Annotated in this window: 14 protein-coding genes; 6 read left to right on the forward strand and 8 right to left on the reverse strand. The window is 65.0% G+C overall.

All coding sequences use genetic code 11. From position 1 onward, the window contains the following. The 3 genes from HV701_RS21680 to purF form a co-directional block, all read left to right on the forward strand. The coding region (locus HV701_RS21680) for an SPOR domain-containing protein (RefSeq protein WP_175135073.1) at positions 1-441 on the forward strand (441 nt) is incomplete at its 5' end. Further along, a complete protein-coding gene (locus tag HV701_RS21685) occupies positions 441-929 on the forward strand; it encodes a CvpA family protein (RefSeq protein WP_175135074.1) in 489 nt (162 codons plus the stop codon). The genes HV701_RS21680 and HV701_RS21685, both read left to right, overlap by 1 nt. A gap of 30 nt (positions 930-959) precedes the next feature. Further along, entirely contained in the window at positions 960-2,480 is a 1,521-nt protein-coding gene (purF, locus tag HV701_RS21690) for an amidophosphoribosyltransferase (RefSeq protein ID WP_175135075.1), read from the forward strand. Between the two features lie 100 nt (positions 2,481-2,580). Here the strand turns inward: purF and HV701_RS21695 are convergent, their stop codons facing one another. The 3 genes from HV701_RS21695 to HV701_RS21705 form a co-directional block, all read right to left on the reverse strand. Continuing rightward, complete coding sequence (locus tag HV701_RS21695) at positions 2,581-2,778, reverse strand: YgaP family membrane protein (protein ID WP_175135076.1); 198 nt, start codon at positions 2,776-2,778, stop codon at positions 2,581-2,583. A gap of 69 nt (positions 2,779-2,847) precedes the next feature. Further along, entirely contained in the window at positions 2,848-3,375 is a 528-nt protein-coding gene (locus HV701_RS21700) for a rhodanese-like domain-containing protein (RefSeq protein ID WP_175135077.1), read from the reverse strand. 19 nt (positions 3,376-3,394) lie between these two features. Further along, complete coding sequence (locus HV701_RS21705) at positions 3,395-3,706, reverse strand: ArsR/SmtB family transcription factor (RefSeq protein ID WP_175135078.1); 312 nt, start codon at positions 3,704-3,706, stop codon at positions 3,395-3,397. Between the two features lie 365 nt (positions 3,707-4,071). Between HV701_RS21705 and HV701_RS21710 the strand changes: the two genes are divergently transcribed. After that, complete coding sequence (locus HV701_RS21710) at positions 4,072-4,443, forward strand: DsrE family protein (protein ID WP_175135079.1); 372 nt, start codon at positions 4,072-4,074, stop codon at positions 4,441-4,443. Between the two features lie 168 nt (positions 4,444-4,611). Here the strand turns inward: HV701_RS21710 and HV701_RS21715 are convergent, their stop codons facing one another. The 5 genes from HV701_RS21715 to map all read right to left on the reverse strand — a co-directional run bounded on the left by HV701_RS21715 (position 4,612) and on the right by map (position 9,973). Next, a complete protein-coding gene (locus tag HV701_RS21715) occupies positions 4,612-5,112 on the reverse strand; it encodes a YgjP-like metallopeptidase domain-containing protein (RefSeq protein ID WP_175135080.1) in 501 nt (166 codons plus the stop codon). Positions 5,113-5,185: 73 nt separating this feature from the next. Then, complete coding sequence (locus tag HV701_RS21720; protein WP_175135081.1) at positions 5,186-5,671, reverse strand: disulfide bond formation protein B; 486 nt, start codon at positions 5,669-5,671, stop codon at positions 5,186-5,188. A gap of 68 nt (positions 5,672-5,739) precedes the next feature. Continuing rightward, a complete protein-coding gene (locus HV701_RS21725; RefSeq protein WP_175135082.1) occupies positions 5,740-6,453 on the reverse strand; it encodes a MarC family protein in 714 nt (237 codons plus the stop codon). A gap of 72 nt (positions 6,454-6,525) precedes the next feature. Beyond that, positions 6,526-9,132, reverse strand: coding sequence for a [protein-PII] uridylyltransferase (locus HV701_RS21730; protein ID WP_175135083.1), 2,607 nt, complete (start codon positions 9,130-9,132; stop codon positions 6,526-6,528). 19 nt (positions 9,133-9,151) lie between these two features. Continuing rightward, a complete protein-coding gene (gene map / locus HV701_RS21735; protein ID WP_175135084.1) occupies positions 9,152-9,973 on the reverse strand; it encodes a type I methionyl aminopeptidase in 822 nt (273 codons plus the stop codon). Between the two features lie 858 nt (positions 9,974-10,831). On the opposite strand from map, the gene rpsB reads away from it, so the two are divergent. Together rpsB and tsf are read left to right on the forward strand one after the other, a co-directional pair. Next, positions 10,832-11,581 carry a 30S ribosomal protein S2 gene (gene rpsB, locus HV701_RS21740; RefSeq protein ID WP_006385201.1) on the forward strand — a complete coding sequence of 250 codons (750 nt, stop codon included), beginning with the start codon at positions 10,832-10,834 and terminating at the stop codon, positions 11,579-11,581. A gap of 181 nt (positions 11,582-11,762) precedes the next feature. Further along, positions 11,763-12,641 (forward strand): translation elongation factor Ts, encoded by an 879-nt coding sequence (gene tsf, locus HV701_RS21745; protein ID WP_175135085.1) that lies wholly within the window; start codon positions 11,763-11,765, stop codon positions 12,639-12,641. Positions 12,642-12,718: the final 77 nt, after the last annotated feature.

Genomic DNA, 12,718 nt, shown 5'->3' on the forward strand with positions numbered 1-12,718 from the left:
GCGACCACGCCGCCGGCCACGACGCCGCCGCAGGTCGCCGCCACCACGCCGCCGCGCGCGCAACCCAAGCCCGAACCCAAGCCGGAGCCCAAGCCCGAACCCAAGCCGGCCGCTCCCAAGCCCGAGCAACGCTCGGACGATGGCGCCCGCGCCCTGGCGCTGCTCGAAGGCCGCGCCGCGCCGGCTCCCAAGCCGCAGGCCACCAAAGGCAACTTCGTGCTGCAGATCGCCGCCTACACCACGTCCGAGGATGCCCAGTCGCGCCGCGACAAGCTGCACCAGGCCGGTGTCACCAACGCATTCGTCGAGCAGGCTTCCATCGGAGGCAAACAGCAGTACCGTCTGCGGGTGGGGCCGTTCCCCTCGCGCGAGGCGGCGCAGGCGGCCCAGGCGCGGTTGCGCACCCTGGGCTATGACAACGGTTTCATCGCCGCCCAATAGTGACCGGCTTCGACTTCGTCGTGCTGGCCATCCTGGTGGTATCGGGTGTGCTGGGCCTGGTGCGCGGCCTGCTCAAGGAAGTGCTGTCGCTGGTCGCGTATCTGCTGGCCTTCGTGGCCGCGATCTGGTGGGGGCCTACGGTCTATGCCTGGCTGGAGCCCTATATCGAAACAACGCTGCTGCGCATGGGTGTCTCCTACGCGGCGGTCTTCATTATCGTGCTGCTCGGCGTGGGGTTGGTCAACATGACGCTTGCCGCCTTGATCCGCAGTACCGGACTGAGCCCGGCCGATCACGGCCTGGGGGGCATGTTCGGGCTGGCCCGGGGTCTGGTGATCGTGCTGGCGCTGGTCGCCGCCGCCGGCTACACGCCGCTGCCGCAGGAGCCGTGGTGGCAGGACGCCATGTTTTCGCATTCGGCCATCGAGGCCATCAAACATATCAAGACGTGGCTGCCGCCGTCCCTGGCGACATGGCTGCCGTATTGATTAGCTTCACATCAACCAGGAAATCTCACCATGTGTGGAATCGTAGGGGTCATCGGGCGCGGGCCGGTCAACCAGCTGCTCTATGACAGCTTGCTGCTGTTGCAGCATCGCGGGCAGGACGCCGCGGGCATCGCGACGTCGCAAGGCAACCAGTTCAATATGTACAAGGCGCACGGCCTGGTGCGCGATGTATTCCGCACGCGCAACATGCGTGCCCTGCCGGGCACCTCGGGCGTGGGCCAGGTGCGCTATCCCACCGCCGGCTCCAGCGCCAGCGAGGAAGAGGCCCAGCCGTTCTACGTCAATGCCCCGTTCGGCATCATGTTCGCCCACAACGGTAACCTGACCAATTGGCGCGAGCTGCGTGAATCGCTCTACCGCGTCGACCGCCGCCACATCAACACCAATTCCGACTCGGAAGTGCTGCTGAACGTGCTGGCCCACGAACTGCAGTCGGCCGCCAGCGGCGTCTCGCTCGACGACGACGCCATGTTCCGCGCCGTGGCCGCCGTGCACAAGCGCGTGCGCGGCGCATACGCCGTGGTGGCGCAGATTTCCGGTTACGGCCTGCTTGCGTTCCGCGATCCCAACGGCATCCGTCCGCTGTGCATCGGCCGCCAGGAAACCGACGAAGGCGTCGAGTGGATGGTGGCCTCGGAATCCGTGGCGCTGGAAGGCAGCGGCTTTGCCTTCGTGCGCGACGTCGAGCCGGGCGAGGCGGTGTTCGTCGACCTGGACGGCCGTTTCGTCAGCCGCCAGTGCGCCGACAATCCGCAACTGGTGCCTTGCATCTTCGAATATGTCTACTTCGCCCGTCCCGATTCGCTGATCGACGGCGTGTCGGTGTACGACGCCCGCCTGCGCATGGGTGAATACCTGGCCGACAAGGTCGCGCGCAACATGCGCCTGGGCGACATCGACGTGGTCATGCCGATCCCCGATTCCTCGCGCCCGGCCGCCATGCAACTGGCCGCGCGCCTGAACCTGGACTACCGCGAAGGCCTGATCAAGAACCGCTACGTCGGCCGCACCTTCATCATGCCGGGCCAGGCCGTGCGCCGTAAATCGGTACGCCAGAAGCTCAACGCCATCGGCATGGAGTTCAAGGGCAAGAACGTGCTGCTGGTGGACGACTCCATCGTGCGCGGCACCACCAGCCGCGAGATCGTCGACATGGCGCGCGCCGCCGGCGCCAACAAGGTGTACTTCGCCTCGGCCGCGCCTCCGGTACGCTTCCCCAACGTCTACGGCATCGACATGCCCACGCAGAGTGAACTGATCGCCACCGGCCGCAGCGACGAGGAAATCGCCCGCGCGATCGGCGCCGACAGCCTGGTCTACCAGGACCTGCAGGACATGCAGCAGTCGCTGCGCGACCTCAATCCCAAGCTGACGCGCTTCGAAGCGTCCTGCTTCGACGGCGAATACATCACCGGCGACATCACCGCGGAATACCTGGCGCGCCTGGGCCAGTCGCGCGGCGAATCCGGCGATGGCGAAGGCGCCAGCGGCCTGCAGTTCAACATGGGCTACGCCGCCAACGACGCCTGAGGCCGGCGCTACAAACGGCCGCTCCGTCTGAACTGCCCCCCAAAAGGTTGGATTTCGTCCAACTTTCGGGGGGCAGTTCACGTGTGAAGCCCCCCGGCACTTACCCCTTAGCCTTGAGAGGGCAGGTGTTGATGCCGATCAGCGAATACAGCGGGCAAAAGCGCACCACCCCTGTCAGGAGTGGGATGACGCCCAGCCAGCCCCACCAGCCGACGGTGCCGGTGGCCGCCAGTGCGATGAGGACGAGGCCGATGACGATGCGAAGGATGCGGTCCAAGCCGCCGACATTGAATTTCATGGTTTCTCCTGAGTCATTCAAACAAAAACCGAAGCCAGACAGGGGTGAATACGGCTAACGGCAAGACGCTCACCCGGCCAGCGCGTTGCGGTTCCAAGGCATGCGCATGAGCACGCGGGCGAGCCCGCAGAACCCCGAGACACCCGCAAAAACAAGCCCGGCCCCCGCGAAGCCTGAGAGCGCATGGAACCAGGGCGAGACCGTGGCACCCAGCACTGCCCCGAGCACGATCAGCGAGCCTGCGGCGATCTGCACCTGCCGCTGCAGCTCCAGCGGCTGCGAGGCATCGGCCACAACGGGCAGCCCCGCCTTCTTCCAGGCATCCAGCCCGCCTTCAAGCACGTAGGCGTCGCAGGCCACGCAGGCCCTCAGCGCCGACGCGTTCACCCGCGTCCGGTTGCCTGAGCGGCAATGGAAGATGACGGTCGACGCGTCGTCGAGTGGCATGCCGCCGCTTTGCAGGCGGTCCATGGACACATGGCGCGCCGCTGCGATGCGTTCGCGGGCGTGTTCGTCCGCGGCACGGATGTCCACCAAGACAGCACCCTGGTTCATGAGTTCGCTGGCGGCTTGGGGCGAGATGGATTTCAGGGACATGGCGGTCTCCGGTGGCGGGTCATGGGCAGAAGATGGTCTTGAGCGTCGCGATGAGCTTGGTCACATCCGGGTTTTCAATTCGATAGTGCAGGGTCTGTGACTCGCGTCGGTAGGCCACCAGACCTTCCTCGCGCATCTTGGCCAGGTGCTGGGACAAGGCCGATTGGCTCAGCGCCACGTACTCGTGCAGCGCGCCGACGGTCATTTCTCCATGTTCGATCAAGAGGCAGAGAACGAGCAGGCGGTGTTCGTTGCCGACGGCCCGCAGCATGGCCGCAGCCTTGGCCGCACCCTCCTGCAAAAACGATTGGTCTTTTGGGTTGAGCGTCATGGTGATTTATATTTCATTTTTTTCTAATTTAGCATAATCTAATAAATAGTCAAAGCATCTCTTCCAAAACTCCAAGGCAGGACATTGCTTATGCAATCCGTTGCTCAGGTTCAGGTTTTCAGGGCTTCGGCGTGGCCCGGGGCGTGGCTATCCGCATGGGCGGTGGCCTCTCCGCGAGGTGCGCCCCGAACGCCGTGGCGGCTTTCAGCGAGTGCTTGGCGCCGACCGGCAGTTCCGCGCCTTCCGCTGTTGCCCAATAGCGGACACGAGGCGCCACACGCCGAGATCGGGTTTTATTGCCTCACTGTGCGGGCGCTGCGGCCCGGACTTTCCCGCATCCATTCGATATAAACAAGGACTTGATCATGCAAACTTCGGATTTCGTTGCGACCGTTTTTGACGGAAAGAGCAACCCCAACAAGGTAACCGTGACGTTCACCATGGCGCTCAACGCGCTGCTCAAGGGGCATACGGCGACCATCATTTTGATGGTGGAGGCCGTCGAACTGGGCAAACCGGGCGCAGCGGCGGGTATGGATATCGGAAAGCCGTTCGAGCCGGTTGCCAGTTTGCTGGAGAAATTCATGGAAAAGGGTGGACGAATTGCGATCTGCGGCGCGTGCATGATCCACAACGGAATGAGTTCCGAACAAATGGATCCACGCTTCAGCGTCATCACCGCACCAGACGTGATTGACCTGCTGATGGGGGCCAAGGGGTCGTTGCAAGTAACTTGATGCCGTTGAAAAAGCAGATTGGAAAGGCTGCTGTCTCCACTGCTTCTGCATGGCAGCGTGATTCGTTTCGCGCAGGCGACGGAATGAATCACGCGGCAGATCTTTCCACTTGCACGGCGTTCAATGAAGAACTGAGTGCCCGCGTGCTTTACACACAACGCAAAGCACTCACCACAGACTGTCGCCGCAGGCTTCAAGGTGGGTCAGGTACAAGCGAAGGTCGAACTCGTACTGGTGGTATTGCGGCTCCATCAACCGGCACAGGTTGTAGAAGGCCTTGTTGTGTTCCTTTTCCTTCAGGTGCGCCAGTTCGTGCACCGTGATCATCTTCAGGAATTCCTGCGGTACCGCCTTGAACAGCGTGGCCACGCGGATTTCGTGCTTGGCCTTGAGCTTGCCGCCCTGGACCCGCGAGATGAAGGTGTGCTGGCCCAGTGCATGCTGGATCACATGGATCTTGCTGTCGAAGGCGATTTTGCTGAGCGGCGCGCCGTTGCGGATATAGGTGTTCTTCAGGTCCACCACATAGTCGTACAGCGCCTTGTCGGTGCGCACGCCATGCGCGCCACCGGGGTAGCGGGCGCGCAGCGCGGGCCCGAGCTTGCCCTGGTCGAGCAGGGCGCGGGCCTGCGCCAGCAGCGGTTCGGGATAGCCGGTGAGGTATTTCATGGCGTCAGGAAAGCGGCGGGGCCGGGCGCTGGCGGACGCGCGGGCGTCCGGGCTGCCAAGCCGGCGGCGCGGCTCAGGCGGCGCGGCCGCGGCCAAAGACAGCGGGCAGGGCCATGGCCAGCAGGATCACGAACAGCGCCAGGCTCCACAGCGCGTACTCGATGCCCAGCACCGGCACCACCGCGTCCATGCAGGTGGCATAGATGCCGAACAGCCACGGCACGCCGCCATCCAGGCCGATGCCGGTCATGAAGCGGTCGGCGAAGGTCTGGTCGCAGGACAGCATCTTGGCGGCCACGGTGTACTGGTACCAGGCCGCGGCGATGCCGCTGACCGACAGCAGGGCCGCCAGGGCGGCGCAGAGGCGCGTCAGCGCGCGGCCGCCGCCGAAGCCGCCGACCAGGGCGATGACGCCGATCACCAGGTAGATCAGGCGCTGCAGCACGCACCAGGCGCACGGCGGCATGTCGAAGACATACTGGGAAACCAGGGCGATGCCGACGGCGCCGAAGCAGAAGAGGGCGATCAGGCGGAGCAGGCGTTCTGAACGAGAAGTCATGGTTGTTGCAAGATAAGGGTTCGCACGGGCGGGTGCGCGGGGATGGCCGGTGTGCGGCCGCCAGGCCGTTAGGCTTTGGGAATCGGAATTGGTTGCATGACCTGCTGCAAGACGCCGAGCAGCAGTTCGCGCGAGCCTTCCCAGAAGATCTGCACGCCCAGGCACAGCATGATGAAGGCCGACATGCGCATGAATACAGCGGTGCCATTATCGCCCAGCCGGTGCAGCATCTGTGCGGCAAAGCGCAGGCAGACGTACAGCGTCAGCGAAACGACCACGATGCCGGGGATCGAGCCGCCCAGCCGCAGCAGGCTCAGCAAGTGGTTCTGGTCGCGCAGCGACACGCCCACCGTGATGGCCGCGGCGATCGAGCCGGGGCCGCAACTGATGGGGAAGGTCAGGGGATAGAAGGCCCGGGACTTGGCCATCTCGGGGGTGAATGATTCGGCCATGCGCGCGACCCGCTCGGTGTCGGCGTCGGGGGAATTCACCAGCCGCCAGGCGCTGGCGATCACCAGCATGCCGCCGCCCACCCGCACGATCGACAGCGAGATGCCGAAGAAGCTCAGCAGCACGTTGCCGGCCACCATGGCCACGATCAGCATCAGGCCGACGTTGATGGCGACGCGCTTGGCCAGCACCGTGCGGGTCGCCGACGAGGCGCCTTCGGTGAGCGACAGGAAGATGGGGGCGATGGCCGGCGGATTCAGGAACGGCAGCAACGTGGCCAGCGCAAAGAAGAAGCTGGCCCCCAGCACCCGCAGGTATTCGTTTAGCTCCATCCCAGGTATCGCCAAGCCGAAAACCGGATTGTATGCGGTCGGCGGCGGTCTGGCGATGACTCGCCGATGGCCTCAGGCGGCCTGCTGCCGGGCCTCGTCGCCGGCCAGCGCGTCCAGGATGTCGCGTTCGAACTGCATCTGGCTGCGCGGGCGCGCCAGCGCCGCGCCGTCGACGATGAACACGTCTTCCACCCGGTCGCCCAGCGTCATGATCTTGGCCATCAGCAGGTTCACCTCGTGGCTGGCGAAGACCCGCGCCAGGGCGTGCAGCAGGCCGGGTCGGTCGGTGGCGGTGACCGACAGGCGCCAGGAGGTGCTGCGTTCGTCGGGCTGCAGCTCGGCCTGCGGCATGATCGGGAACACGCGCGACATGCGCGACTGGCGCGCACGACCGTAATGGCTGCCGCGGCCGGGTTGGGCCTCGGCCGCGGCCTTGGCGTCCTTCAGGCGCTCGGCCAGTTCGTGTTCGACCAGCGTGGCCTGCGCGCGCAGGTCGCTGGCGCCCTCGGGCAGCAGCACGATGAAGCTGTCCAGGGCCCAGCCGTGGCGGGTGGTGTGGATGCGGGCATCCTGCACCGACAGCGACTTGGCATCGAAATACCCGCAGATCGCCACGAACAGGTCGGGCGCGTCGCGGGTGTAGACCATGATCTGCAGGCCTTCGCCGTGCTCGGTGGGGCGGGCCCGCACCACCGCATGGTCCGGCGCCACCTGGTGGTACAGGTGGCGCGTGTGCCAGGCGATGTCGGAGGCGTCGTGGCGCAGGAAATAGGCCACGTCGAGCTGGTTCCAGAAGGCTTCGCGGGCGTCGTCGCGCAGGCCGGTCAGGCGCGTCAGGCGCGCGGCCTCTTCCTTGCGTTCGGTCAGCACCGTATGGGCGTCGGCATGGGCGCCGCCCAGCGCGGCCAGCGTCAGCTTGTACAGGTCTTCGAGCAGCTTGCCCTTCCAGGCGTTCCACACCTTGGGGCTGGTGCCGCGGATATCGGCCACCGTCAGCAGGTAGAGCGCGGTCAGGTGGCGTTCATCCTTGACCGTGGCGGCGAATTCCTGGATCACGGCCGGGTCGGACAGGTCGCGCTTCTGCGCCACGGCCGACATCAGCAGGTGCTGGCGCACCAGGAATTCCACCAGCCTGGCGTCTTCGGGCTCCATGCCGTGGTCGTGGGCGAACTTGCGCACCTCGCGCGCGCCCAGCTCGGAGTGGTCGCCGCCGCGGCCCTTGGCGATATCGTGGAACAGGGCCGCCACGTACAGCAGCCAATGGCGGTCCAGGCCGGCGATCAGCTGGCTGGCCAGCGGATATTCCTGGGCGTGCTCGGGCATGGTGAAGCGGCGCAGGTTGCGCACCACCGCCAGCGTGTGCTGGTCCACCGTATAGGCGTGGAACAGGTCGTGCTGCATCTGGCCGACGATGCGGCGGAACACCGGCAGGTAACGCGGCAGGATGTTCAGCATGGTCATGCGGCGCAGCTCGTGCACGATGCCGCGCGGCTGCTGCAGGATCTGCAGGAACAGCTTGCGGTTGACCGGATTACGGCGGAACTGCGCGTCGATGCGGTGGCGCGAGTGCCAGATGGCGCGCAGCGTGCGCGCCGACATGCCGGTCAATTCGGGATGCTGCTGCATCACCAGGAAGGCGCGCAGCAGCAGCGTGGGGTTACGCTCGAAGCCATCGTCGCGGATGATGTCGAGGCGATCGCGCAGATTGCGGAAGTCGTCGTCGATGTCGCGCGCGTCGCTGTCGGGGCGCGGGAACAGCCGCTCCTCGATGTTCTGCACCAGGATGCCATTGAGCTGCGTCACCAGGCGCGCGGCCCAGTAATAACGCTGCATCAGCAGCTCGCTGCCGCGGCGCGTGGCGGTGGCGTGGATGCCGTAGACCTCGGCCAGGGCCGGTTGCAGGTCGAACAGCACGCGGTCTTCGCGGCGCCGGGCCAGCAGGTGCAGTTCGATGCGCAGACGCTTGAAGGCCTGCTCGGCCTTGCGCAGGTCGCGCGCCTCGGAGGGCGTCAGCAGGCCGGCCTGCGCCACGGCGCGCCAGGTCTCGCCGAAGCCGGCCGCGCGCGCCATCCATAGGATCACTTGCAGATCGCGCAGGCCGCCGGGCGATTCCTTGCAATTGGGTTCCAGCGCGTAAGGCGTGTCCTGGTAGCGGGCGTGGCGCTGCTGCATCTCGACGCGCTTGGCGCGGAAGAAGGCGCGCGCGTCCAGGCGCGACTGGGTGGCGGCCTCGAATTTCTTCATCAGCGCGCGGCTGCCCGCCAGCCAGCGGGATTCGAGCAGCGCCGTCTCGACCGTGATGTCGGCGTCGGCTTCGCGCTCGCAGTCTTCGATGGTGCGCACGCTGTGGCCCGGCTCCAGGCCCAGGTCCCAGAGCGCGGCCACCAGGCGCTCGATGGCGGATTCATCTTCGCCGGTGGGCACGTGCGGCAGCAGGATCAGCAGATCGACGTCCGAGTGCGGGTACAGTTCGCCGCGGCCGTAGCCGCCCACCGCCGCCAGCGTGGCGCCGGCCGGCAGCGGGTAATGCTTGACCAGGTCGCGCAGGGCCGCATCGACGATGCGGCGCAGTTCGCCCAGCAGGGTGTCGGGGCGTTCGTGCTCGCGGAACTGGACCACCGCGGCGCGCCGGGATTCCTGAATGCGTTCGCGCAGGGTGCTGAGGATGTCGGCGGTCATGGTGGCGGGCGGGCCGGGGTCAGACGGCGGGAATGACGATCGGTTCGGTGATGAAGGCGGGCGGCTGGGGCATGCCGGGCGACAGGGTCAGAACCTCGTAGCCGGTGTCGGTGACGCAGATAGCATGCTCCCATTGCGCCGACAGGCTGTGGTCGCGGGTCACGACCGTCCAGCCGTCGGACAACTGGCGGATCTCGCGGCGGCCGGCGTTGATCATCGGCTCGATGGTGAACAGCATGCCCGTCACCAATTTCACGCCCGTGCCCGGCTTGCCATAGTGCAGCACCTGCGGGTCTTCATGGAAACGCTGGCCGATGCCGTGGCCGCAGAATTCGCGCACCACCGAGAAGCCGTTGGCCTCGGCGTGCTTCTGGATGGCGTTGCCGACGTCGCCCAATGTGGCCCCGTTTTTGACCTGCTGGATGCCTTTCCACATGCACTCGAAAGTGATCTCGGTCAGGCGGCGCGACAGGATCGATTGCTCGCCCACGGCGTACATGCGGCTGGTGTCGCCGAACCAGCCATCCTTGATGATGGTGACGTCGATATTGAGCGAGTCCCCGTTTTTCAGGGCCTTGTCGCCGGGGATGCCGTGGCACACTTGGTGATTGACCGAGGTGCAGATGGCACCCGGGAACGGCGGGTAGCCGGGCGGGGCGTAACCGACCGTGGCGGATTTCACCTTGAGTTCGTCGGTCAGGTATTCCAGGCAGAGACGGTCCAATTCCCCGGTGGTGACGCCAGGCTTGACGTAGGGGGTGATGAAATCGAGGACTTTGGCGGCGTCCTGGCAGGCCGCGCGCATCTTGGCCAGGTCGGCCGGATTGGTAATAGTGCCCATGGAATGATTGACGGATCTCGCTTGAATGTCTGCTTGAAAGAATAGTAGAATTATAGGCTTCCCTAAAATTTTGGGGAGCAATCTGGGTAGCGGCAAGCGCCGATCCCGGCGGGTGGGGATGGAATCATCCAGGCCACACCCGGTTGGTTGTCTGATTTAGTACGTTGGGCCACACCGCTTCTTGTGAGATCGGTGGCGGGCTTCGGAGTTTCATCGCAAGCGAAGGTTGTGGTGGGGGTTCGGGCCAGTCGCCAGCTTCCGGGAGGCATGGCGGCGCAACGGGCGAAAGAGGGCAGCGGGCCGGGGCGGTGGGAGGTTGCATCGACACAGGTCGGGGCGCTGCGTGCTCGCAAGCCCGGTCATGTTTTCGAGCAGCGATGCAGGTTCAGAGTGGCTGCCGGCTTAAGTTCTTGGAAGGTTTCCAGTTTCTGGGGATTTTCCTGAAGAACCGCCCCCGGCGACTGATGCGCGGCATGGTCAAAAACCGTCTGGTTGAAAAGCCAGGGGGGTTGAAAACCAGGGCGTGAGTGAACGGGATGTCGCTGCCAACAAAACAGGTCCGGGTGCGCTGGAAGAAACTGCCAGGAATTTCCTGGCGGGTCGGACGGCGCGATGCGTGCGTGCGGGGCAAGGCGCCTTGTCGTGGCGGCCGTCTGGGTTTATCGCGGCAGCGTAGCAGCAGGCGCGCGGGGCACATGCCCGGCAGCGTCGGAGTATTGCGGCAGTGATCGGCCGGCCCGGTTAAAATCGTTATCTATCATCCCGCGTGGTCGCGGGAAATCGCGCGCAACACCACCCAGGGTGTCAGCCATAGGCTGATGCAGGTGCGGCGCAAGAAATCAACCCTTGGAGAAAGTTATGTCTTTGATGCGCGAAATGCTGGAAGCGGGTGTCCACTTTGGTCACCAGACCCGCTACTGGAACCCCAAGATGGCCCCCTTCATCTTCGGCCATCGCAACAAGATTCACATCATCAACCTGGAAAAGACGGTTGATAAGTACCAGGAAGCCACCAAGTTCGTGAAGCAGCTGGCTGCTCGCGGTGGCAACATCCTGTTCGTCGGCACCAAGCGCGCAGCCCGCGAGCTGGTCGCCGCCGAAGCCGCCCGTTGCGGCATGCCCTTCGTTGACGCCCGCTGGCTCGGCGGCATGCTGACCAACTTCAAGACGGTCAAGACCTCGGTCAAGCGCCTGAAGGACATGGAAGCTGTCGTCGCCGAAGGCGGCGCCGAGCGCATGATCAAGAAGGAAGGCCTGCTGTTCCAGCGGGAACTGGAAAAGCTGAACAAGTCGATCGGCGGCATCAAGGACATGAACGGCCTGCCCGATGCCATGTTCGTGATCGACGTCGGCTACCACAAGATCGCCATCGCCGAAGCCAAGACCCTGGGCATCCCCGTGGTCGCCGTGGTTGACACCAACCACTCGCCCGAAGGCATCGACTACGTCATCCCCGGCAACGACGACTCGGCCAAGGCCATCGCGCTGTACGCCAAGGGCATCGCCGACGCCGTGCTGGAAGGCCGCGAACAGAACCTGAACGGTCTGGTCGAGGAAATCGGCGAAGGCCAGGAAGAGTTCGTCGAAGTGCAGGACAACCAGGCCTAAGCCTGCTGTCATGTCCGGCGGTTAGTGTCCGGGGGCGGTCGCGGATAGCGGCGTACCCCCGCCTCGCCGGCAGTGCGAAGGTGGGTTCCCACCTTCCTCATCCGCCGCTAGCGGACGTCTCATCGAATCACACCACTGCCCCGGCCCGCCGGGGCATGTCTTAGCAAAATTTGGAGCTAACATGGCTGAAATTACCGCCGCCCTGGTCAAGGAACTGCGCGAAAAGACCGATGCGCCCATGATGGAGTGCAAGAAGGCCCTGACGGAAGCCGAAGGCGACCTGGCCCGCGCGGAAGAAATCCTGCGCGTCAAGCTGGGTAACAAGGCCAGCAAGGCCGCCGCCCGCGTCACCGCCGAGGGCCTGATCGGCCTGTTCATCTCGGCCGACGCCAAGCAAGGCGCCGTCATCGAAGTGAACTGCGAAACCGACTTCGTTGCCAAGAACGACGACTTCGTCGCCTTCGTGAACAAGCTGGCCGAGCTGGTCGCCACGCAGAATCCCGCCGACGTGGCCGCCCTGTCGGCGCTGCCCTACGGCGACGGCACGGTCGAGTCGACCCGCACCACCCTGATCGGCAAGATCGGCGAAAACATGGCGATCCGCCGCTTCGAGCGCATCGAGACCCCGAACGCGCTGGCCAGCTACGTGCACGGCGGCCGTATCGGCGTGCTGGTTGAGTACTCGGGCGCCGAGGAAGTGGGCAAGGACCTGGCGATGCACATCGCCGCGACCAAGCCGAAGGCCCTGAACGCCGACGGCGTGAACCCGGCCGACATCGCCGCCGAACGCTCGGTCGCCGAGCAGAAGGCCGCCGAATCGGGCAAGCCGGCTGAAATCGTCGCCAAGATGGTCGAAGGCTCGGTGCAGAAGTTCCTGAAGGAAGTGACGCTGCTGTCGCAACCGTTCGTCAAGGACGACAAGAACACCGTCGAACAGATGCTCAAGGCCAAGGGCGCCTCGATCAGCAAGTTCGTGCTGTTCGTCGTCGGCGAAGGTATCGAGAAGAAGACCAGCGACTTCGCCGCTGAGGTTGCCGCCGCCGCCGCCGGCCGCGCCTGATCTCAGGGTAGTGCTTAGAGGCCGGCGCTAGATTATTCTAGTCCGGCCTATTTCTTGTCTTACACTTTCGTCGGAAT

Source organism: Achromobacter pulmonis (genome assembly GCF_902859765.1).
GTDB lineage: Bacteria > Pseudomonadota > Gammaproteobacteria > Burkholderiales > Burkholderiaceae_B > Achromobacter > Achromobacter pulmonis.